Source organism: Candidatus Planktophila versatilis, assembly GCF_002288265.1.
Classification (GTDB): domain Bacteria; phylum Actinomycetota; class Actinomycetes; order Nanopelagicales; family Nanopelagicaceae; genus Planktophila; species Planktophila versatilis.
Map to the genome: position 1 here is coordinate 66,163 of NZ_CP016778.1, position 21,535 is coordinate 87,697.

Annotated in this window: 27 protein-coding genes and 1 tRNA gene; 23 read left to right on the plus strand and 5 right to left on the minus strand. The window is 49.0% G+C overall.

Features of this window, described 5'->3' with window-relative positions; all coding sequences use genetic code 11:
* Positions 1-54 precede the first annotated feature (54 nt).
* The 3 genes from A1sIIB76_RS00280 to A1sIIB76_RS00290 are packed head-to-tail and all read left to right on the plus strand — an operon-like array spanning position 55 to position 3,105.
* Positions 55-963: a carbohydrate kinase family protein gene (locus A1sIIB76_RS00280; RefSeq protein WP_095696684.1), complete on the plus strand. Its 909-nt coding sequence runs from the start codon at positions 55-57 to the stop codon at positions 961-963.
* Positions 963-1,727, plus strand: coding sequence for an aldose epimerase family protein (locus A1sIIB76_RS00285; protein ID WP_095696685.1), 765 nt, complete (start codon positions 963-965; stop codon positions 1,725-1,727). Before A1sIIB76_RS00280 ends, A1sIIB76_RS00285 begins: the two co-directional genes overlap by 1 nt.
* Positions 1,728-1,743: 16 nt before the next feature.
* Complete coding sequence (locus tag A1sIIB76_RS00290; protein WP_095696686.1) at positions 1,744-3,105, plus strand: transaminase; 1,362 nt, start codon at positions 1,744-1,746, stop codon at positions 3,103-3,105.
* On the opposite strand, the gene A1sIIB76_RS00295 is transcribed toward A1sIIB76_RS00290, so the two are convergent.
* Positions 3,102-3,575, minus strand: coding sequence for a GNAT family N-acetyltransferase (locus A1sIIB76_RS00295; RefSeq protein WP_095696687.1), 474 nt, complete (start codon positions 3,573-3,575; stop codon positions 3,102-3,104). The two genes, A1sIIB76_RS00290 and A1sIIB76_RS00295, sit on opposite strands and share 4 nt — an antisense overlap.
* A 2-nt stretch (positions 3,576-3,577) precedes the next feature.
* Positions 3,578-4,291 (minus strand): winged helix-turn-helix transcriptional regulator, encoded by a 714-nt coding sequence (locus A1sIIB76_RS00300; protein WP_095696688.1) that lies wholly within the window; start codon positions 4,289-4,291, stop codon positions 3,578-3,580.
* A 17-nt stretch (positions 4,292-4,308) separates the two neighbouring features.
* On the opposite strand from A1sIIB76_RS00300, the gene A1sIIB76_RS00305 reads away from it, so the two are divergent.
* From A1sIIB76_RS00305 to A1sIIB76_RS00350, 11 genes are all read left to right on the plus strand, one after another.
* Complete coding sequence (locus A1sIIB76_RS00305; protein WP_095696689.1) at positions 4,309-4,722, plus strand: TlpA family protein disulfide reductase; 414 nt, start codon at positions 4,309-4,311, stop codon at positions 4,720-4,722.
* Positions 4,723-4,771: 49 nt separating this feature from the next.
* A complete protein-coding gene (locus A1sIIB76_RS00310) occupies positions 4,772-5,482 on the plus strand; it encodes an FkbM family methyltransferase (protein WP_095696690.1) in 711 nt (236 codons plus the stop codon).
* A gap of 60 nt (positions 5,483-5,542) precedes the next feature.
* Positions 5,543-5,989 carry a DUF4395 domain-containing protein gene (locus A1sIIB76_RS00315; protein WP_223298771.1) on the plus strand — a complete coding sequence of 149 codons (447 nt, stop codon included), beginning with the start codon at positions 5,543-5,545 and terminating at the stop codon, positions 5,987-5,989.
* A gap of 26 nt (positions 5,990-6,015) precedes the next feature.
* The gene (locus A1sIIB76_RS00320) at positions 6,016-6,423 is read left to right on the plus strand and encodes a Fur family transcriptional regulator (protein ID WP_095684270.1); all 408 of its coding nucleotides are present in this window, start codon (positions 6,016-6,018) and stop codon (positions 6,421-6,423) included.
* Positions 6,424-6,428: 5 nt separating this feature from the next.
* Complete coding sequence (gene ygfZ, locus A1sIIB76_RS00325; RefSeq protein WP_095696691.1) at positions 6,429-7,334, plus strand: CAF17-like 4Fe-4S cluster assembly/insertion protein YgfZ; 906 nt, start codon at positions 6,429-6,431, stop codon at positions 7,332-7,334.
* A 91-nt stretch (positions 7,335-7,425) separates the two neighbouring features.
* Complete coding sequence (locus tag A1sIIB76_RS06960; RefSeq protein ID WP_257789615.1) at positions 7,426-7,560, plus strand: hypothetical protein; 135 nt, start codon at positions 7,426-7,428, stop codon at positions 7,558-7,560.
* Complete coding sequence (locus tag A1sIIB76_RS00330; protein ID WP_095693213.1) at positions 7,560-8,060, plus strand: heme-binding beta-barrel domain-containing protein; 501 nt, start codon at positions 7,560-7,562, stop codon at positions 8,058-8,060. The genes A1sIIB76_RS06960 and A1sIIB76_RS00330 overlap by 1 nt, the downstream gene beginning before the upstream one ends.
* Positions 8,060-8,980, plus strand: coding sequence for an asparaginase (locus A1sIIB76_RS00335; protein ID WP_095696692.1), 921 nt, complete (start codon positions 8,060-8,062; stop codon positions 8,978-8,980). Before A1sIIB76_RS00330 ends, A1sIIB76_RS00335 begins: the two co-directional genes overlap by 1 nt.
* 19 nt (positions 8,981-8,999) lie before the next feature.
* On the plus strand, positions 9,000-10,265 hold the full coding sequence (mshA, locus tag A1sIIB76_RS00340; protein WP_095696693.1) for a D-inositol-3-phosphate glycosyltransferase: 1,266 nt from the start codon (positions 9,000-9,002) through the stop codon (positions 10,263-10,265).
* Entirely contained in the window at positions 10,266-10,745 is a 480-nt protein-coding gene (locus A1sIIB76_RS00345) for a type III secretion system chaperone family protein (protein WP_095693216.1), read from the plus strand. It abuts the gene before it with no gap.
* 31 nt (positions 10,746-10,776) lie between these two features.
* A complete protein-coding gene (locus A1sIIB76_RS00350) occupies positions 10,777-11,526 on the plus strand; it encodes a phosphoglyceromutase (protein ID WP_095696694.1) in 750 nt (249 codons plus the stop codon).
* 1 nt (position 11,527) lies between these two features.
* On the opposite strand, the gene A1sIIB76_RS00355 is transcribed toward A1sIIB76_RS00350, so the two are convergent.
* Positions 11,528-12,022, minus strand: coding sequence for a hypothetical protein (locus A1sIIB76_RS00355; protein ID WP_095693218.1), 495 nt, complete (start codon positions 12,020-12,022; stop codon positions 11,528-11,530).
* 115 nt (positions 12,023-12,137) lie between these two features.
* On the opposite strand from A1sIIB76_RS00355, the gene A1sIIB76_RS00360 reads away from it, so the two are divergent.
* The 7 genes from A1sIIB76_RS00360 (at position 12,138) to A1sIIB76_RS00390 (ending at position 17,620) form a co-directional block, all read left to right on the plus strand.
* Positions 12,138-12,620 (plus strand): CarD family transcriptional regulator, encoded by a 483-nt coding sequence (locus tag A1sIIB76_RS00360; RefSeq protein WP_020046318.1) that lies wholly within the window; start codon positions 12,138-12,140, stop codon positions 12,618-12,620.
* A 19-nt stretch (positions 12,621-12,639) separates the two neighbouring features.
* Positions 12,640-13,770 (plus strand): 2-C-methyl-D-erythritol 4-phosphate cytidylyltransferase, encoded by a 1,131-nt coding sequence (gene ispD, locus A1sIIB76_RS00365; RefSeq protein ID WP_095696695.1) that lies wholly within the window; start codon positions 12,640-12,642, stop codon positions 13,768-13,770.
* Between the two features lie 9 nt (positions 13,771-13,779).
* Complete coding sequence (gene cysS / locus A1sIIB76_RS00370) at positions 13,780-15,186, plus strand: cysteine--tRNA ligase (protein WP_095696696.1); 1,407 nt, start codon at positions 13,780-13,782, stop codon at positions 15,184-15,186.
* A gap of 2 nt (positions 15,187-15,188) precedes the next feature.
* Positions 15,189-16,142, plus strand: a complete 954-nt coding sequence (gene rlmB / locus A1sIIB76_RS00375) for a 23S rRNA (guanosine(2251)-2'-O)-methyltransferase RlmB (protein ID WP_095696697.1) — start codon at positions 15,189-15,191, stop codon at positions 16,140-16,142.
* Positions 16,143-16,160: 18 nt separating this feature from the next.
* Positions 16,161-16,937, plus strand: a complete 777-nt coding sequence (locus tag A1sIIB76_RS00380) for an SGNH/GDSL hydrolase family protein (RefSeq protein ID WP_095696698.1) — start codon at positions 16,161-16,163, stop codon at positions 16,935-16,937.
* Positions 16,938-16,990: 53 nt separating this feature from the next.
* Positions 16,991-17,065, plus strand: a tRNA-Thr gene (locus A1sIIB76_RS00385).
* Positions 17,066-17,101: 36 nt separating this feature from the next.
* Entirely contained in the window at positions 17,102-17,620 is a 519-nt protein-coding gene (locus A1sIIB76_RS00390; protein ID WP_095696699.1) for a beta-class carbonic anhydrase, read from the plus strand.
* Here the strand turns inward: A1sIIB76_RS00390 and A1sIIB76_RS00395 are convergent.
* Complete coding sequence (locus A1sIIB76_RS00395) at positions 17,601-18,383, minus strand: alpha/beta fold hydrolase (RefSeq protein WP_095696700.1); 783 nt, start codon at positions 18,381-18,383, stop codon at positions 17,601-17,603. The genes A1sIIB76_RS00390 and A1sIIB76_RS00395 overlap by 20 nt on opposite strands.
* A gap of 11 nt (positions 18,384-18,394) precedes the next feature.
* Positions 18,395-19,627 (minus strand): NAD(P)/FAD-dependent oxidoreductase, encoded by a 1,233-nt coding sequence (locus tag A1sIIB76_RS00400; RefSeq protein WP_095696701.1) that lies wholly within the window; start codon positions 19,625-19,627, stop codon positions 18,395-18,397.
* A gap of 23 nt (positions 19,628-19,650) precedes the next feature.
* On the opposite strand from A1sIIB76_RS00400, the gene A1sIIB76_RS00405 reads away from it, so the two are divergent.
* Both A1sIIB76_RS00405 and A1sIIB76_RS00410 read left to right on the plus strand, forming a co-directional pair.
* On the plus strand, positions 19,651-21,138 hold the full coding sequence (locus A1sIIB76_RS00405; protein ID WP_095696702.1) for an SDR family oxidoreductase: 1,488 nt from the start codon (positions 19,651-19,653) through the stop codon (positions 21,136-21,138).
* 21 nt (positions 21,139-21,159) lie between these two features.
* Entirely contained in the window at positions 21,160-21,426 is a 267-nt protein-coding gene (locus A1sIIB76_RS00410; protein ID WP_095674285.1) for a DUF3263 domain-containing protein, read from the plus strand.
* The last annotated feature ends 109 nt before the right edge of the window (positions 21,427-21,535 follow it).

The following is a 21,535-nucleotide window of genomic DNA, read 5'->3' on the forward strand; positions in this document are numbered from 1 at the left end:
TAGCTCAGCTTTACGGCAAGATAGCCCCATGGCCAAGAGAACGGGTGGGCAGCGATGACTATCTGGGTCTGTGGCGAAGTACTTATTGATCTCATTCCGGGCGTAGATGGTGTGCGCATAGGCCATGTAGGTGGTGGGCCGGCAAATACCGCCAAAGCTCTGGCGCGACTTGGTCAGGATGTGCAGTTCATTGCTGGGATTTCAACTGATGTTGATGGAGTCGCTGCGCGCAAAGAGCTATTAGAAGATGAAGTGAAATTAGATTTAGCACTTACAAGTGATAAGCCAACATGTCTAGCAATTGTTTCACTAACTAGTAATGGCAGTGCGTCCTATGAATTTAAGATTGCCGGAACGGCCACCTTTGATTTCTCACTTGATTGGTTACCAGATCCTGCTCGTTATAAGCCAAATGTGCTTCACATCGGCACGCTGGCCACAGTTATTGCCCCGGGTGCGGATGTGCTCTATGACTGGGCACTGCGCGTAGCCGAGTTTGCACCCATTGTCTTTGATCCAAATATTCGCCCAGCAGTCTTATCAGATCGCGACCTCTATGAAGCAGCTGTTGAAAAATGGACCGCTATCTCATCTGTCATTAAAGTCAGTGAGGACGATCTAGCTTGGCTTTATCCGGGGCAGAACTATGTAGATGTGGCTGCGCGCTGGATTAATGATGGCGCGGCACTCGTAGTTGTTACCCGAGGCGCACAAGGAATTATTGGTTTCACATCAGAAGGTTCTGTGGAAGTAGAAGGTGCGAAAGTTACCGTGGCAGATACTGTTGGCGCAGGAGATACCGTAGGTGCCATCATTGTGGAAGCGATGATTGAAAAAGGAATTCTGGCACTGACAGGTGATGTGCTTCGTGCAACACTGCACCGAGCAGCAGTTGCTGCTGGCATTACCTGTTCTCGCAAAGGTGCGCAGCCACCGTATAAGCATGAGTTAAAGGGTGTGTAATGCAATTTATTGATGATGCCGAGTTTCAAGTAGCTATCGACCTTGATGGTGGTGGAAAAATCACTTCCATTAAATGGCGCGAGCTGGAATTTACTATTCCTTTTCGCGGAAACGTGCTCACCTCTGGGTGGTATCCGATGGCGCCGTGGGCGGGGCGTGTTCGAGATGGATTGATTACTTCAGCTTCTGGTGTGGAACATCAGCTGCCAACAAATATCGATCCCCCACATGCGATTCATGGTTTTGGAATTACTTCCTCTTGGCAGGAAATAGGCCCTGGTCGTTCTTTATTACATCTGCCAAAGCCATATCAAGGTGCAACGGTGGAGCAGACAATAGAAGTTCTCGATGATGCAATTCGTTGGTCACTTGAATACGATGACAATGGCTGCGAGCTTCCATTCTGGTTAGGTATGCATCCATGGTTTGCGCGTGATCTAGACCGTGGTGGGCAAGCAGAAGTTGAATTCAAGGCAGAGAAGATGCTTAAGCGTGGCTCTGATGGTCTGCCCAAGAATGAAATGGTGGCGATGGCACCTGAGCCTTGGGATGATGCCTTTACTGAAATTCGTGGAACTCCAGCAGTTGCTTGGGAAGGTGTTGCACGTATTGATATTGAATCTGATGCACCGTGGTGGGTTGTCTATACCGAAGATCCTGATGGAGTTTGTATTGAGCCACAGACTGCGCCCCCTGATGCTGCCAATCTTGGAATAAGTGGTGAGAACTACATTGAAGCACTCTTTGTTTTCTCCCAAGGCTAAATAGACTGTGTGAACTATGAGCACCCAGATAGATAGAGCCCACTTAAAGAAGCTGCGCGCAGTTGAAGAGCAGCGCTTTCTTGATCTCCATCAGAAATCAGCTGCCGCCTTTGCAGATTCAAAGAAGGTGATGCACGAAGGTGTTCCCATGTCGTGGATGGCTAAGTGGCCAGGTGCGCATCCTCTTTTTGTGAAAGAGGCAAAAGGTGCGCGCTTTACCGACCTTGATGGGCATTCTTACGTTGATTTCTGTCTGGGTGATACCGGCTCCATGACCGGACACTCTCCTGATGCCACAGTTGCTGCAATTCGTGAGCAAGTGGGTAGAGGCATTACTGCGATGTTGCCAACACAAGATGCGGCAATCGTCTCGCAGCTACTCAAAGATCGCTTTGGTCTGCCGCTCTGGCAATTTACCGTCTCTGCTACCGATGCTAACCGCCACGTGATTCGCTATTCGCGGATGATTACTGGGCGCAGCAAGATAGTTGTGATTGATCGTTGTTATCACGGCTCAGTCGATGAAACATTTGCCACACTCGATGGCGCCGGCCTTACCATTAAGCGCGAGGGAAACATCGGAGCACCGGTTGATCTCGATGTCACAACTCGGGTCGTTGAATTTAATGATTTAGCGGCGATGGAGGCAGCACTTGCTCACGGTGATGTTGCTGCGATTTTGATGGAACCGGCGATGACAAATATTGGAATTGTTTTGCCAGTAGCTGGTTACTTGCAGGGCGTGCAGGCTTTGGCTAGGAAATACGGCGCCTATTTAATTATTGATGAGACTCACACCATCTCGGTCGGCCCTGGTGGAATGACAAAAGACCTTGGCTTAAAACCAGACTTCCTCACCATCGGTAAGGCACTTGCCGCTGGTATCCCAACTGGAACATTTGGCATGACGCAAGAGATTGCCGATGCCATTACCAAGATGGTCGAGTTAGAGATTATTGATTTAGGTGGAATTGGTGGAACGTTAGCTGGTAACGCGCTTTCGTTGGCTGCGATGAAGGCAACGCTCACTGATGTGTTAACGCCGGCAAACTTTGAAAAGATGATCGCACTGGGAAATCAGTGGTGTGATGGAGTAGATGCGGCAATTGCCGAATTTGATCTTGATTGGCATTGCAATCGACTCGGCGCACGCGGTGAATACATCTTTAAAGGTAAAGCCCCACTAACAGGTAAGCAGGCTGCTGAATCAGGTGACTTTGAACTTGAGCAGTACATCCACCTGCGCTTACTTAACGATGGCTATCTGATTACGCCTTTTCACAATATGGCGCTGATGTGTCCTGATACTACCGAGGCTGATGTCGATGGCCACACGGAAGCCTTTAGGGCGATGTGCGCAGAACTTGTTAAAGGTTAGTTAAACCCTAAGGTCTTATAAAGACCTTTACCTGCTTCATTATCTTCATCAACATAGAGCATCCCTTGTGTGATTCCTTTATTCTTTAAGTAGATCAAGCCTTGTGTACACAGGGCTTTACCAATGCCTTTTCCTGAATGCGCAGGGTCAACACCGATTACGTAGAGTTCACCAATAGGCTCTTTATTGACGAGATCTTGATGGATCTTGGTCCAACAGAAGCCAATGATTTTCTCCTCACTTACACATAAGAAGAAACCATGTGGGTCAAACCACGGCTCATGCATGCGGTTCTCTAAATCTGCCATCGCCCAATTACCTTGGTCTGGGTGGGTGCTAAAGATTCTGTTGTTCAGCTCTAACCAGGGCTGTGGATGTAATTGGGTATCAAAGGTGATGATGTGAAAGTTATGTGCAACCGGGTTAATTGGTTCTGCTAGTGAGCGATGGAGTTTAAGAATACGGCGCATTGCTACACAAGCTCAGATAGAGATGATTCCTTGCCACCACTTTGAACAGTGAAGCGGTATCCAACGTTGCGCACGGTGCCAATGACAGATTCAAACTCTGGACCAAGCTTTGAGCGAAGGCGACGGATGTGAACATCTACCGTGCGCGTGCCACCGAAGTAGTCATAGCCCCAGATTTCTTGCAGAAGTTGGGCGCGCGAAAAAACCCGACCGGGATGTTGAGCCAGGTATTTAAGGAGTTCAAACTCTTTAAAGGTTAGATCGAGTGCAGTTCCTTTAATTTTTGCAGTGTAAGAATGTTCATCAATGACAACATCGCCTTGGCGAATTTCAGATGAGGTGGGATCACTTGCCTGGGTGTGGGCAGCGTGTGCACCGACTGCGATACGGATACGAGCATCAACTTCGGCAGGGCCGGCAGTGTCGAGAATGACATCGGTGAAGCCCCAATCTGCGGCAAATGCAGAGAGTCCACCTTCAGTAGTAATTGCAATGATGGGAGCGCCCACACCTGTTGTGGCAAGTAATCGTGTGAGTGATTTTGCGCCTGGAAAATCACGACGGGCATCGATAAAGACAATATCCATTACCGGTGTATCAATGAGAACAGATGCTTCAAGCGGGGCTACTTTGCAGGTGTGTTGCAAGAGGGCAAGTGCTGGCAGCACGTCAGCACTTGCTGCATGCGAATTTGTCAGTAGCAACACCTTGGCCATTGTGTGAGAATACTCTTGTGAAAACCTATCTTCCACTCGCGATTGTCATAGCCCTCTCAACGGCCTATGGCTTCTGGTGGAAGGCCAACCAGGGAGCGATACGCACCAAGAAGGCGGTTCCTGGCCATCGCTTAAATGCGCAGATCTTGGGTGAGGCACTGGGCGCTCGCGCCACCATGGTTCAGTTCTCATCAGCTTTCTGCACACCGTGCCGGGCCACACACTCACTTCTCGCGCAAATGGTGGAGAGCATGAGCGATGTGAAACACATTCAGGTTGACGCCGAATCCCACCTAGAGCTGGTGCGCGAATTAGATATTCGTTCCACTCCCACAACCCTTTTCATCAATAGCCAAGGCATAGAAGTGGGACGGGCAGCTGGCACGCCCAAGCGGGAGCAGGTGTTGGTGGCCCTGGCTGCAATTGGTTGAGATAATACTCGTATACATCTATTTCCCATTCCTAGTTGAAGGAGAATAATTGATTTCTAATCTGAAAGTACTTGTAAAGCAATTAATATTTAATAACAGATTTTTGTCAAGTATTTTCGGGAAATTTTTTTTTGGCCTTAATCAATTAGACAGTAAAATTCTAGATCACATTACTTTTAGAAATGGATTCTTTGTAGAACTTGGAGCAAATGACGGAATTACACAATCAAATACGAAACATTTTGAACTCTACAAAGGTTGGCGTGGGGTCTTAATCGAACCTAGTCCGAAGCAATTTAAAAAGCTAAAAAAGTTTCGCAAGAGAAAGAACCATTTCTTCAATTGCGCTTGTGTTGCATTTGGCTTTCCCAAAAATACAATAGACATGATGTATTCAAATTTGATGTCTGTTGCACTTGAGGGAAGAAATGACATCTTAGATCGAGTCCAACATGCGAAATCTGGCGAATTTCACCTTGAGCACGAAGAGACATTTACATTTCAAGCTCAAGCTAGAACTTTGCAGAGCATTCTTGATGAATGTGAGAGCCCAAAAATAATTGATTTACTTTCGCTCGATGTAGAGGGCGCTGAACTTGAAGTCCTTGCTGGGGTCGACTTTGGAGGGACCAATTTCAGATACATAGTTATAGAGACGCGATCCATAAATCAGGTAAGGCTATTTCTTGAGCCTAAGAATTACGAAGAAATAGGGCAGCTGACGCACCACGACTTTCTGTTTAAGTGGCGTCAATCTTAGCTTGCACTTGCGAATTATTCGCAAGTGGTCTTTTGTTAGGTGATTGCCTAACCTTCATCCATGTCTGAAGTATTAGATAACAAAGAAGTTGCAAAGATTTATATCGATGCACGTGGTCCCCGTTTTGGCGCAACGATTACAACAATTGTTCTTGCCATTGCACTGGTGACCCAGAACAAGTGGGTCATAGTTGCGCAAGGTCTCGTCTTTCTGACTGGCGCAACCAAAGGCCCACAGTTCACTCCTTATGGTCTGATCTTTAAGAACGTAATCAAGCCACGTTTAAGTGGTGTGGCACCAACTGAAGATGTGCGCCCACCTAAGTTTGCCCAAGCTGTTGGTTTTGTATTCGCACTTATTGCCGGTATCGCAGCATTTGCTGGCGCTGATCTGGTCTTTACTATCGCAGTGGGCGCAGCCCTTGCTGCTGCCATTCTTAATGCCGCCTTTAATTACTGCCTTGGCTGCGAGATGTACCTGCTGATAGTCCGCTTCACTTCCAAGTAATAGGAAAAAGAAAGTAGACTTCAGCCATGGCTGATAAGCATGAGCTCCATGAAAAAGGTTTACGACTGACACCACAGCGTGAACTTGTTCTCGCTGCTGTGCGCGCACTTGGCCATGCAACACCGGAAGAGGTGGCGGAGAAAGTACGCCAGACACATCCTGGAATTAATTTATCTACTGTTTATCGCAACCTAGAAACACTAGAAAACGTTGGCTTGGTACAGCACACCCACCTTGGCCACGGTGGTGCTACCTATCACGCAGCTGAAGAGCTCACCCATTTACACCTTGTCTGCGGCACCTGCGGATCTGTGGGGGACGCACCAATCGATGTGGCAGCTAACTTTGTGCAGAATCTTTCTGATGACTTTGGTTTTAAAACTGATGTCACACACTTTGCCATCTATGGCACATGTGCCACCTGCGTTAAGTAAGAGCAATGACTGCCGTATTTGTCGAAGATGGCCCTGATAAGGGTGCTATCTGGCATTTCGGTGAACCCAATAAGGAACAATGCGCACTTCTAGCGGGCACCGCATGGGCAGACCTCTCGCACTTAGCTGTTGTCGCAGTGACAGGTGAAGATCGCCTGAAGTGGCTCCATGATCTAACAACGCAGCACTTACTTGAGTTTGGTGTTGGAATCTGGACATCAGCGCTGATTTTAGATCCGCAAGGACATGTGGAATATCAGTTCGCACTTGTCGATGATGGAGCAACAACATTTATCGTCCTTGATCCACACTTTGCCCAAGGTTTGATTGCATATCTGAACAAGATGCGCTTTATGCTAAAAGTCGAAGTTCGCGATACATCAGGTGAGTTTGCAGTATTACGAGCACCGGGTGCTGCAAATGAAGTGGGTGGTCCATTTGCACTTGTGCCACGAGCAGAACTTGATGAAATGAAAAAAGCATTTGGCGCACATGCAACACAGGTGGGCACCTGGGCACTTGATGCAGAACGCGTTGCAGCCGGGCGCCCTCGCCACGGAATTGATACTGATGCAAAGGCAATACCTAATGAACTTGGCTTCATACATGGCGCGGTGCATATGAATAAGGGTTGTTATCGCGGACAAGAAACTGTGGCCAAGGTATATAACTTAGGAAAACCACCACGTCGTTTAGTGATGTTGCATTTAGATGGTCACGCAGTTGTGATGCCGCCTACCGGAACACCGGTCATGAATGGAGAAGTGCAGGTGGGCTTTTTGGGCACTGTTGCCCGGCACTTTGAACTCGGGCCTATTGCACTTGCCATCGTGAAGCGAAATACCCCGGTTGATGCAGAATTAACGGTAGAAGGCGTGGCCGCTTCGCAGCAGATCATCGTTGAGGCATAGATGAAATTTCTTGGTCAATTATTTGTTGTTCTGCTGGCTTGTCTTGCAATCATGTGGGCGGTGCGCAAGCTTTAAGAGTTACTCTTAGCCCATGGAGTCCTTCACAACTGTGGTGCTGGCACTAGTCGCACTTGTTGTTGGTGTAGGACTCGTTGTTTATGGCGTCAAAGGACGCAGGCAATCTCAAGCACGTGATGGACGCACATATAAGAGAGGCAGGCTCTAATGGCCTTCACAATTCCAGAAGGTTTACATCCTGATCTCAATCCACTTGCTTGGATGGTCGGCACTTGGCGCGGTAAAGGTCGCGGTGAATATCCAACGATTCCCACCTTTGAATTTGCCCAAGAAGTCACTTTTAATCACGATGGGCGTCCATTTCTAAATTACTTCTCGCGTTCCTGGATCATCGATGCTGAAGGGGAAATCATTCGCCCTGCCGCGTCCGAAGTTGGTTTCTGGCGTGTGAAAGAAAAAAACGTTTTGGAAGTTGTTATTTCACATAACACTGGAATTTCTGAAGGTTGGGTTGGACAATTTGATGGTCCCAAGATTCAGTTAGTGATGGATCAAGGATATTCAGCGCCTTCGGCAAAGATTGTGACAGCGGGTGTGCGCCTTTATGGTCTTGTTGCTGGAGAACTTTTCTATGCCTATGACATGGCAGCAGAAGGACAAGAGTTACAAGCACATATCTGGTCCACGCTCGAGCGCCAGGTCGATTAATGTCTGATGCAGTACTAGCGCAGTATGTGCGAGACGGTGTTGTTGAATCAGAGCACCGTGGGCATCTACTCGCACTGAATGCCGATGGCTCCGTTAATTTCTCTTTAGGCGATCCCAGCCATCTGATTTTCCCACGCTCAACCGTTAAATGTATTCAAGGTGCGGCGATGGTGCGTGCAGGTCTGAAGCTTGAGCCACGGTTGTTAGCACTGGGTGCATCAAGTCACTCTGGTTCGGGCGCACATATTGCAGCTGTGAAAGAGATATTGACGCTAGCAAAGCTTGATGAAAGTGCGCTGCAATGCGCACTAGATAAGCCACTCGGTGAAGCAGAACGCCGCACTTGGGGTGAGGCACCTGCCACACGCATTGCCATGAACTGCAGCGGCAAGCATGCCGCCATGTTATTAACCTGTGTTACCAATAATTGGCCAACTGATAATTACTTGGATGCTGCGCACTCGTTGCAGGTCGCCATTAAGAGCGAGCTAGAAACGCTCGCTGGCGAGAAGATCACACTGACATCAACTGATGGTTGCGGGGCGCCACTGTTCTTACTCACGGTTGCTGGTTTAGCCCGGGCAATGAGAGCAATTACTATCTCAACAGATAGTGCTCATCAATCTGTGATGGAAGCATCACGTGCACATCCGCAGATGGTGGCAGGTGTGGGGCGGCTGACAACACAGATGATTGAAGGCGTGCCAGGTCTTTATCTGAAAGATGGGGCAGAAGCTGTTGAAGTTGCAACGATGACTGATGGCCGCACACTTGTCTTTAAAGTCTCAGATGGTTCACTGCGCCCTTTTAGAGTCTTAGTTCATGCGGGCCTTGCCAAGTTAGGTATTGATAGCCCCTATGAAGTCGAAAACGTGCTGGGTGGAAACACTGTTATCGGCACCATTCGCGCAACCTTTTAATGGCGCGTACCCTTAAGGGATGAACCGAACCAATCGCCGTGTTGCCACCTTGATGGTGCACACATCCCCGCTTGACCAAGCGGGTACCGGCGATGCCGGTGGAATGAATATCTATGTGGTTGAAGCGGCGCAGAACATGGCCGCTATGGGAGTTGCGGTAGATATCTTTACTCGCAGAAACAATAGTGAAGTTGCAGATATCGTCGAGGTAGCACCTGGTGTGCGAGTCATTCAACTTAACGTTGGCCCTATCACTGGTGTTACTAAAGAACAATTACCTAATTACATTCCAGAACTCTCGGCTGCCTTTAAGCAGGCCTTACAAGCAGAGACTTATGATGTGATTCATTCCCACTATTGGATTAGCGGCAAGGTGGCGATGCCGGTTGCAAAAGAACTTGATATTCCTTTGATTCACACCATGCACACCATGGCGCGAGTGAAGAATCTGAATTTGGCTGAAGGAGAAAGCCCAGAGCCAATGATTCGCGTGCAGGGTGAGACCCAAGTGGTGGCAGCAGCTGACGCCCTGGTTGCAAATACCGATGCGGAAGCGGCATCACTTGTATCACTCTATGAAGCCTGTCCTGACAATGTCTCGGTGGTAAGCCCAGGGGTAAACCTAAAAGTCTTTACACCAGGTGCTGGTCGCGCCAGTGCACGCAAAGAGCTAGGCCTTGATCCTGATGCTCACATCATTACCTTTGTGGGTCGCATTCAGCCACATAAGGGGCCGGAAGTTCTTATTCGCGCAATTGCAGAGATGGTTTCACACTCTAAACATCTGCGCCCTAAATTGATTACCAACATTATTGGCGGTGCATCAGGGGCTAATCAATCAGAGGTTGAACGCCTTACTGAACTTGTTTCCTGGCTTGGAATATCTGATGTGGTGCGCTTTGCACCGCCTGTGCCACGCAAAGATTTACCGCAGTGGTATCGCGCCGCAGATTTAGTCTGCGTTCCAAGTTACTCAGAAAGTTTTGGTCTAGTTGCACTTGAAGCACAAGCGTGTGGCACACCTGTTGTTGCAACAGCTGTTGGCGGCCTTCGCACAGCAGTTGCCGACGGTATCTCTGGCGTGTTAGTCGATGGTCATAATCCACGTGCCTGGTCATCTGTCTTTGCTCGACTATTGCAAGAACCACAACGACGCGTGCTCTTATCGATGGGGGCAATCGAACATGCTTCCCACTTCGGCTGGGATGCCACATCTCGCGGAACACTTGATATCTACGACCGAGTCTTATCTACTCGCCGTGATGCACAGAAGCACATTGGCTAAATGGCCCTGAACCCAGCAGTTGTCATTGAAGATTTCCTGGAATCACATGATCTTGATTTTGAGCGCAGCAATGAAAAGACCTTTATGGTCACCTTGCCTGGAGAGAAGAAGCTACAGACTCATTGCGCACTGATCATTGGTGATCACTCTTTAAGCATTAACGCTTTCGTTATTCGCAAACCCGATACCCACGAAGATGCGGTGCATAAGTGGTGCCTGGCAAAAAATGCCCAGATGTATGGCATCGCATTTGCGATTAACGAACTGGGGGATATCTATCTGGTGGGGCGTTTGCCGCTAGCGGCTGTGAGCGCGTTAGAGATTGATCGCATCATTGGTTCAGTGCTGCAGTATTCAGATTCATCATTTAACCCACTGCTTGAACTTGGCTTTGCAGATGCAATCCGGCGCGAGTGGGCTTGGCGGGTTAGCCGCGGTGAATCACTGGCAAATCTTGAGGCATTTACCCATCTCATTTAATTATTTCTTCTCAACATGAGAAGATAGCCACATGCCACACTCCACACTTATCCTCTTGCGCCATGGCGAATCCGAATGGAATGCCTTGAATCTCTTCACCGGTTGGGTCGATGTCAGACTCTCAGCAAAGGGTGAAGCAGAAGCTGCGCGTGGTGGAAAGTTGTTGGCAGAGCGCGGACTCTTACCCGATGTGGTTCACACTTCACTCTTACGTCGTGCTATTCACACATCACAGTTGGCACTCGATGCTTGTGATCGTCATTGGATTCCTGTTAAACGTTCCTGGCGCCTCAATGAACGCCACTATGGCGCGCTGCAAGGTAAAGATAAGGCGCAGACACTGGCTGAATATGGGGAAGAACAATTCACACTCTGGCGCCGTTCTTTTGACACACCACCACCACTGATTGAAAAAGGTGCGAAGTATTCCCAAGATTCAGATGCGCGCTATGCCGGCCTCGGCTCTGATTTGCCAATGACTGAATGCCTGAAAGATGTTGTGGTGCGCATGGTTCCTTATTGGGAACAATCAATTGTCCCCGATCTAAAGGAGGGCAAGGTAGTTCTAGTTACCGCCCACGGTAATTCATTACGTGCATTGGTTAAGCACCTTGAGGGTATTAGCGATGAAGATATTGCCGGACTTAATATTCCCACCGGAATCCCACTGCTCTATGAACTAGATGAGCAGATGCGCCCAGTGAAAAAAGGCGGAGAGTACTTAGATCCAGCGGCAGCCGCGGCTGCTATTACAGCTGTTGCGAATCAGGGTAAGAAGTAGGTTAGGGCGTAACGCTTGCGTAATCATCACGCTTATCGCGAATGATGACGTTGGTAGTGACAACACCTGCGCGCGCAAATGCCAGTGAAAGCTTCACATTATTGCCAGCTTTTGCTCCAACGCCGTTAAAGACTGCCTTTGTTGTTGCAACGTCTCCTTCAAAGCGTACTGGCTTATTCTGATCAAGGTTTTGTTCACCTGTGATTGCAGCCGCCACGTTATTAACTGAGATTCCCAGCAGTGCATCGCGCTCTTCTGAGTAGTTAATAATCGTTCCGACAACAACGGCTGAGCCATCTTCAGTTGCCACAAGAAGTAAGTTGGTAACAGAGATGTTATTTCCTTCGTTTTTGATCATAATCTCAGCGCCGTCTGTCACTTTCTTAACCAGGCGTGTTGCAGCGTTGGGCCCGGAACCTGAACATGCGGTGAGGGAGAGAGCCAATGCAACAGCTGTGAATGCAAGAGAAATATTCTTGAAATGTGTTCGGCTCATGGCGAAATTATCTCATGTGAAATAAGCCTTATTTCACGCCGCTTTACGCCGATAACCCGGGGTTTTCTATGTCGGTGATGGCTGGTAGAATTGACCCTCTACCGAAGGGCAATACATGACATTCAAGGTCGGCGAAACCGTTGTTTATCCACATCACGGAGCAGCTCTTATCGAGGCAATTGAAACTCGAGTAATCAAGGGCGAAGAGAAGACCTACCTAGTTTTGAAAGTTGCTCAGGGTGACCTCACCGTTCGCGTTCCAGCAGAGAATGTAGACCTGGTTGGCGTGCGCGATGTCGTTGATTCAGCAGGCCTTGATCGAGTATTTAACGTCCTTCGTCAGCCATATACCGAAGAGCCAACAAACTGGTCACGTCGCTATAAGGCAAACCTAGAAAAGCTTGCATCAGGAGATGTCATTAAGGTCGCAGAAGTTGTGCGCGATCTCTACCGCCGCGATCTTGATCGTGGTCTCTCTGCTGGTGAAAAGCGCATGCTCGCCAAGGCGAAGCAGATTCTCGTCTCTGAGCTCGCACTTGCCGAGCGCACAGATGAAGAGAAGGCTGCAACTCTCCTTGACGAGGTTCTCGCTTCTTAATTTTCGTTCATCCATCTCTATGATCGCCGCAATTATCGCAGCTGCAGGTAGCGGTGAACGTTTCGGTGCATCTACTCCCAAAGCGCTCATTCAACTCGGTGATCGCACACTTCTAGAGCACTCCATCTCAGCGTTGTCATCAGTTGCTGATTACATAGTTGTGAGCGCTCCTGCTGGCTATGAAGATCAGATCCGAGCACTTGTTGGTAATGACATCACTGTTGTCACAGGTGGCGCCACACGTTCCGAAAGTGTTCGCCTAGCGCTAGCAACAATTGAAAAAGCAGATTTTGTCTTAGTCCACGATGCTGCGCGCGCACTTGCCAGCCGGGAACTTGCAGCTCGCGTTGTGGCAGCTCTTAAAGCTGGTGATGTTGCAGTGATTCCGGCGCTGCCAGAAGTTGATACAGTGAAAGTAATTGATGCTAACGGTTATGTAACATCAACTCCAGATCGCACAACACTGCGCCGCGTGCAGACCCCACAAGGTTTTACATTTTCAGTTCTTAAGAGCGCCCATGCAACAGCCAGTGATGCCACAGATGATGCAACACTTGTTGCAGCTGCTGGCCATAAAGTGCGCGTCATTGACGGGCAAGAACGAGCCTTGAAAATTACAACACCGCATGATCTGGCAACTGCGCTGCAATTTATGGGTAGCGCGCAATCATTTTCTTCAGGTGTGGGAGTTGATGCCCATGCATTTGGACAGGGGCGCGAACTTTGGCTGGCAGGTTTGCATTGGCCAGATGAAGTTGGAGTTGAGGGGCACTCTGATGGCGATGTTGCAGCACATGCCATATGCGATGCACTCTTTGCCGCAACTGGACTCGGTGATTTAGGAAGTAATTTTGGAACATCGCGCCCGGAATACGCGGGAGCATCTGGAATCAAGTTATTGAAAGAGACCTACCTTTTGCTTAGCAATGCGGGATATTCAATCTCGCATATCTCAGTGCAAATTATTGGAAATCGTCCAAGAATCGGAGCCCGTCGCGCAGAAGCGATTGCAACGATATCGACCGCCCTTGGGGGCGCCGAGGTAGCAATCCTTGCAACAACCACCGATGGCATGGGCCTTACTGGTGAAGGCAAAGGTATTGCAGCAATTGCATCAGCCCTTGTTATTAAGTCAGCACAGTTAAAGTAGAATTGCCTAATGAGTTCGCTATCTTTATATGACACCTTAACGCGAACCACCTCCGAGTTCACTCCGCTTAAGGCTGGTGAAGTAGGCATCTATCTATGTGGCGCCACGGTGCAGGCACCGCCTCATATTGGCCATGTGCGCTCGGGTGTGAACTTTGACATCTTGCGTCGCTGGCTTACACGAAGTGGATACAACGTCACCTTTATTCGTAACGTCACAGATATTGATGACAAGATTTTGCATAAGGCTGTGCACGAGCAGGCTCCATGGTGGGCAGTTGCGATGAAATATGAACGCGCATTTACTGATGCTTACGCAGCACTGAATGTCTTGCCACCCACATATGAACCGCGCGCGACCGGACATGTCACACAAATGATTGAACTGATGCAGCTATTGATTGAAAAAGGCGCTGCATATGCCCCAGGTAATGGTGATGTGTATTTAGAGGTGCGCAAACTCTCTTCCTATCTCACCCTTTCACGTCAGAAACTCGATGATCTATTGCCGGCAGCCGATGCTGATGAAACATTTAAAAAAGACCCGCGTGATTTTGCGTTATGGAAAGCGGCAAAGCCCGGAGATCCATCATGGCCAACTCCGTGGGGAGCTGGGCGACCAGGATGGCACTTGGAATGTTCGGCGATGGCGCATGCATATTTAGGTGAAGCATTTGATATTCACGGCGGCGGACTAGATCTGATTTTTCCTCATCACGAAAATGAAATCGCACAATCAGAAGCTGCTGGATATGCCTTTGCTAAGCGCTGGTTACATAACGCCTGGGTGACTGCCTCCGGTGAGAAGATGTCTAAATCACTTGGTAATTCACTGCAGGTGCATGAATTGTTAAAGAGCGTGCGCGGAATTGAACTGCGTTGGTATTTAGGTTCTGCTCACTACCGCTCCATGCTTGAGTTTTCACATGAAGCTTTGGCTGAATCTGCCACAGCTTTCCGCCGCATTGAAGGCTTCCTTAATCGCTCTGTTGAAATCCTTGGAGCAGAGCCGGTACCTACTATCAGCCAAGTCTTTACTGATGCCATGAATGATGATTTAGCGGTGCCAACAGCTCTTGCCTCAATTTCAGAGGCGCTGCGCGCTGGAAATAGCGCAATTACTGCAGGTGATACTGCCACCATTGAAAATAGCGCCAATGAGATTCGCGGAGCGTTAGAAATACTTGGCTGTGATCCCTTTGATCCCGCCTTTGCATCTAGCACCGCCGTTGAAGATATTGGAGCAGCACTCGATGGTGTTATTCAATTAGCACTGGCCCAGCGCACCGCGGCTCGTGAGCGAAAAGATTTTGCGGCATCCGATCAGATTCGTGATGGCTTAGCAGTACTGGGAATTACTATTGAAGATACAGCTCAAGGGCCACGTTGGTCGATTACTGGAAATGGAAGTAACTAACAATGGCCGGTAATGCAAAACCACGTGGAGCAGTGCGTAAGAGTAAAAAAGGACCATCGGCTGGAACTGGTGGAAATAACAAGCGCCGCCTTGAAGGTAAGGGACCAACACCGAAAGCTGAAGATCGTCCCTATCACGCAGCGGCTAAGCGAAAGAAGGCGGCTGAAAAAACTGCGGCAAAGAAGCCAGCAGCTGCGGGACGTAAATTCTCTAAAGGCGATGCACCTCGTGGTGAAATAGTTGCCGGACGTAACGCGGTATTAGAAGCGCTGCGTGAATCTGTGCCAGCAACAGAGTTACTTGTGGCACGCAGTATCGATGTCGATGATCGTGTTGCTGAATCACTGCAGATTGCTCTTAACCATGGACTATCTATTCGCGAGGCACATCGCGCCGAGGTGGAAGGTATTTCACCAAATAGCCAAGGAGTTATTCTCTCTATCAAGCCTTTTCAATATTCTTCTTTTGAAGAAATTACCCAGCGGGCAAAGAACCCGATGTTACTTGTTGCCCTAGATGGTGTGACAGATCCACGTAATCTTGGCGCAATTGTGAGAAGTGCGGCAGCCTTTGGCGCATCCGGTGTTTTGATGACAGAACGTCGCGCTGCCGGCATGACCGCATCGGCTTGGAAATCTTCAGCAGGAGCTGCTGCACGCTTACCCATTGCACAAGTAACAAACCTTGCCCGCACCATTGATGAAGCAAAGAAACTAGGCTGTTTTGTGGTCGGCCTTGATGGCGAATCTGATGTATCTATCGCTGAGATGAAGGTAGCAACTGAGAACCTGATGGTGATTGTGGGCTCTGAAGGTAAGGGGCTGGCACGTTTAACGCGCGAGAAGTGCGACCTGGTTGTCTCTATTCCAATTAGTGCAAGTACTGAATCCTTAAACGCATCCGTTGCTACATCTATCGCGCTCTATGCCGTCGATGAAGCACGGCGCAAAGGTTAGTTTCTTAAGGCATTTGCAGTGATATACCAACGTTTCATCGTCTGTGGAGATTCTTACTCTGAAGGCATGACCGATGAAATCATCGATGGCCAGTATCGCGGATGGGCAGATCGCACTGCAGATGAGATGGCCAAAGCCCACCCTGCTTTCACCTATGTGAATTTAGCTGTGCGCGGAAAATTGCTGGGACAAGTTGTGCAAGATCAAGTTCCGATTGCGCTCTCTTTTGTAACCGGCGCTGACACTCTGGTTTCATTTCACGCCGGTGCTAATGATGCGCTGCGCCCGGGATATCAGGCAGATGTTGCCATCGCGCTCTATCAAGATGCCGTGCGATCACTTGCGCGAAGTGGCGCACAAGTAATGCTCTTTACCGTCCTTGAAAAAACTGGCAACCAGGGGCGCAGTGCTGAGATTTGGGAGCGCCGCTTTTCTGCATTTAATAAAGGTGTGCGAGCAGTGGGTGCAGAAGTAGGCGCCATCGTGGTCGATGCCAATGAAGAAAATTTCTTAAGTGATCGAAGATTTTTAGCATTTGATCGCCTTCATTTAAATCAAGACGGTCACTATCGCTGTGCGCAAGCGGTATTAGAAAAAATTGGCTTGCCATTTAATCCTGGATGGAGAACACCGTTGCCACCGGCCAAAAAAATTCCATGGATTGTGCAAAGGGGCATCACCGTTGCCTGGTTTATTGTTTTTGCGCTGCCCTGGATTTATCGTCGTTTACGGGGTAAGTCATCAGGTGATGGAAGAAGTGCCAAATACCCATTACCGCTCTCCTGGCCGAGGTAAAGGCCACGATTTTTAGAATTGGGCGCTGGGTGCCATAATTACGCTCGCACTTCGCCTCCCTAGCTCAGTGGTAGAGCAGCTCACTTGTAATGAGCAGGTCATCCGTTCAATCCGGATGGGGGGCTCCAAATCAATTACTCCAACGCATCACGGAAGGAGTCCACATGTCAGATAGCTCATTTGCCCATGAATCATTTGATGATCTCATCGCTGCAAATACCGAATATCAGAAAACCTTTAAGTATTCCGAGCTCTCCGGCTCTGCCGTTAAAGGCCTGGCAATCGTTACCTGTATGGACTCACGCATTAATCCACTTTCGGTAGTGGGAATGAATTCAGGGGACGCCAAGATTCTTCGTAATGCAGGAGCTCGCGTGACCGAAGACGTTCTACGTACCCTAGTTCTTGCCACCTACCTCTTGAACGTAAATCGTATTTTGGTGATGCCACATACTGACTGCGCCATGGCGCGCGGTGATGAAGCAGCAATTCATAAACTCATTGATGATAAGTATGGTGTTAATACTTCAAGTCTGGAATTTAAAACTACTTCAGATCAATTAGGTGCACTGGCATCAGATATCAACCGGGTGCGTTCATATCCTCTGCTGCGTGATGGCGTTGTTGTTGCTGGCGCAATTTATGATGTGAAGACTGGAAAAATTACTCCATACGAGGGTTAGCACGGCGGATCGGCATCTTGGTCACTGGATAGCTCAAATCTTCTAGGAAATCCTGAATCAGAAGCTGGGCAAGTGCGGGCTTTTCTTTAATAAATTGATGCGAAGTCCCTGGAATAATTGCTAGTTGGCCTAGTGGAATACTTTCAAAGAGTTCGATGGTGTGAGAATGTGCGATGACATCGTCATCACCGGCCATCACAAGTACTGGGCATTGGATTGTGGCCAAATCTTTGGTGGTCAGTGTTGGCTCGGACTTCCATATCTTTATCATTCGCACGATTTTTTCAGCCAAGGTATCGGGTGCATCGGGTGAGGTGCGGTTGTACTCCTCTTGGTCTTCAGGTGAAATGACGCCATCGAATTCAGGCAGTGGCAGCGTTCCACTAAAGTGAAAGTTTGCACCCAAGGTAATAACTGAGCGCACGAGTTCCGGGCGCTTAACTGCTGCAAGAAGTGCAATATTTCCACCATCGCTATAACCAATTAAGTGCGCTGGCTCTTTCACAACACTTTCTAGATAGGCAATCAACTCTGTTACTTGATAATCAAAGTGCAAACTTCCGGTGCGATCTCCGGTGAAGCCATGTGCGGTGCGATCATAGGCAAAGGGATGAAATTGTTCTTCAATGGCAGGAAGTACCTGGGCATCCCAATGGGAAGTCTGGCTTAAGCCCCCATGAAGTAATACAACGGCTTCGCCCTTGTTATCCCATTCATAGCAATAGAGCTGGTGTCCTGCTATCTCGAGATATTTTTCTAACATAATAAAGAGAGTTAGAGCGTATCCATGATGTGGCGATTGCCGCGATCAAATGTGAGGTAGTTCCAGCTCCAGTCGACGATGGTGCCCACTTTGTTGCGCCCGCCAACAAGATAGAAAAGGTGCAGGAATAACCAGGCAAACCAGGCAAGTGGGCCCGTTAACTTAACTCCGCGGAATTCAACAACAGCCTTATGGCGGCCGATAGTTGCCATGGCACCTTTATCAAAATACTTAAATGGTGACAGTGCTTTGCCTGACTCTTTGCGCAAGATTTGTTTGGCCACCCATTTTGCTTGCTGCAGTGCAACGGGTGCGACCATCGGCAAGAAACGACCATCGGCGCCTTTGGTGCCGTTGATATCACCGATTGCCCAAATATTTGGATAGTTCTTCACTTCTAGATTTTCATCGGTATCAATACGCGTGCCAGCAAGTGGAAGATTAAGAATGCTGGCGGTGGGTTCACCTTTCACACCGGCGGCCCAGATAGTTACTTCAGCTGGAATAGGAGCGCCTTCAGTAATAATAATCTGTCGTGATTTCACTTCCCGCACAGCGGTATTGGTTCGCACGATGACGCCGAGTTTGTGCAGATCAGATTCGGCGCGTGCCGAAAGTTTCTCGCTAAACATCGGCAGGATACGCGGGCCAGCTTCAATCAAATAGACATCAATATGCTCGGCAGCTGCTGCTAAATCATTTTTTAGTGGTCCGCGCTTGAGTTCGGCAAGTGCGCCAGCCATTTCAACACCCGTAGGTCCGCCGCCAACTACTGCAATCGATAGTCGGGTGTTATCTTCAAAACGGGCAAGATCTTCAAAGCGGCGAAGTACTTCGGCGCGAATCAGGAGCGCTTCATGCACGCTCTTCATTCCAAGTGCGTGATCTGTCACCCCAGCAACTCCGAAGTCGGCGGTGACTGAACCGAGGGCCACGATCAGGTGATCGAAATCAAGAGACTCAGAGGAATCAAGTTTTACTGACTTGTTCTTATGATCAACTGAGATAGGTGAACCCATTCGAAACTTCACCCCAGTATCGCGAAGGGCGCCACGAATTGGATGGACTACGTGATCTGCGGCAAGGCCGGCAGTTGATACCTGATAGAGAAGTGGTAAAAAAGTTTGAAAGTTATGGCGATCAACGAGTGTGACATCTGCCTTTTCGGCCAAGGCGCGAGCTGCTCCGAGGCCGCCGAAACCAGCGCCAAGTATGACTACGCGCGGTCGGGTAGAAGTCTTCATGTGCGCAGTCTACGCTCCGACCTATGGAATCGCAGAATCAAGACCGGCTCTACCTCGTTACTGGTGCATCTGGATATGTAGGTGGTCGTTTGGTGCGAGTACTTCTTGAAGAAAAGAAGCGAGTGCGGGTATTTGTTCGCGATGCCCAAAAGATTAAAGGACATGCCTGGGCTGATGGTGTTGAAATTTGCGAAGGCACTGCAACAAATGGTGAAGATCTAGCGCGCGCACTGGAAGGTGTGCACACCGCCTACTACCTATTGCACTCCATCAACGTGGCGACAGATTTTGAAGCAGTGGAAGCGCAGATGGCACACACCTTTGCCGATCGGGCAGAGGCAGCCGGGGTCAAGCAGATTGTGTATTTGGGTGGAATCGCCAACGATGAAAACCGCAGCCGCCACTTGTTATCACGTATGAATACCGGCATTGAGTTGGCATCTACATCTGTGCCAGTGCTCGAACTTCGTGCTGGAATTATTATCGGTTCCGGTTCAGCCTCCTTTGAGATGCTGCGCCATCTCACACACCGCTTGCCAATTATGACCACCCCCAAGTGGGTTTCTAATCGCACTCAACCGATTGCTATCCGCGACGTTCTTTACTACTTACGTAGCGTGGCAAATTTAAAGCACCCAGTTAATCGCATCTGCGATATTGGCGGCCCAGAAGTCATGTCATATGCGGCGATGATGCAGGAATTTTCCAAGCTATCTGGACTTCGAAAGCGCATCATCATTCAAGTGCCAGTACTTACTCCCAAGCTTTCCAGTTTGTGGATCGGTTTTGTGACACCCGTGCCAACATCACTTGCGCGCCCACTAGTGGAATCACTGATTAGTGAAGTCGTGGCAGATCCGCGCAAAAGCATTAACGATTTGATTGCACCCCCGGCCGAAGGTCTGCTCACTGTTTCGCAAGCAATTCAGTTAGCTCTTACTCGCACGGAAGAGAACTCAGTCTCCACTCGCTGGTCAGATGCCGCTTTTCCCACAGCGCCCTGGCAGAAAGCACAGAGTGATCCTGATTGGGCAGGCGAACTCACACTGAAAGATCATCGCGAAATTACTACCGATGTTCCCGCTAAATATATTTGGGAGCAGATCGAAGGAATCGGCGGGGAACACGGTTGGTTTGGTTCCGGTTGGCTCTGGTATTTGCGTGGATTAATCGATCGCATGGTGGGAGGTGTTGGACTACGTCGTGGACGCCGCGATCCAAATCATCTTCGTGTTGGCGATAGTTTAGATTTTTGGAGAGTAGAAGGACTTACGCCAGAAAAACACTTGCGACTCTATGCCGAAATGATTCTGCCTGGAAAGGCATGGCTGGAATTTCATTTAGAAGAAATTGATGGCAAGACTGTCCTGACCCAAGATGCCCTCTTTGCACCACGTGGATTAGGTGGCCAGATTTATTGGTATCTCGTTTCACCCTTTCATTTCTTTATCTTCCCAACGATGTGTCGCAATATTGTTAAAGCTGCTCGTAAATCCCACACTTCACGCTAACTCCGTCGTAAGATTAGGTACATGTCTGCGTTAGAAAACTCCGAGACTGCTGGTTCCACATTGACCGACCTCGAACGACGCATTCTTGAATTCGAACGTGATTGGTGGCGCTTTGCTGGGGCGAAAGAGAGCGCGATTAAAGAGCTCTTTGACCTATCTGCCCCTCGTTACTACCAACTGCTCAATGACCTCATTGATCGAGCCGATGCCCTTGAGGCAGCTCCGATGCTGGTCAAGCGCCTTCGCCGCCTGCGCGAAGCCCGCATGAGCGCTCGCACCGCCCGCTAACCACCTCTCGTTTTGCAGCCTGGAATAAGAACCTCTAGATTTGGCGTTAGCACTCACAGGCCGAGAGTGATAATTCGGCCGGATTCACTCGACCTATAGGAGCTAAAAA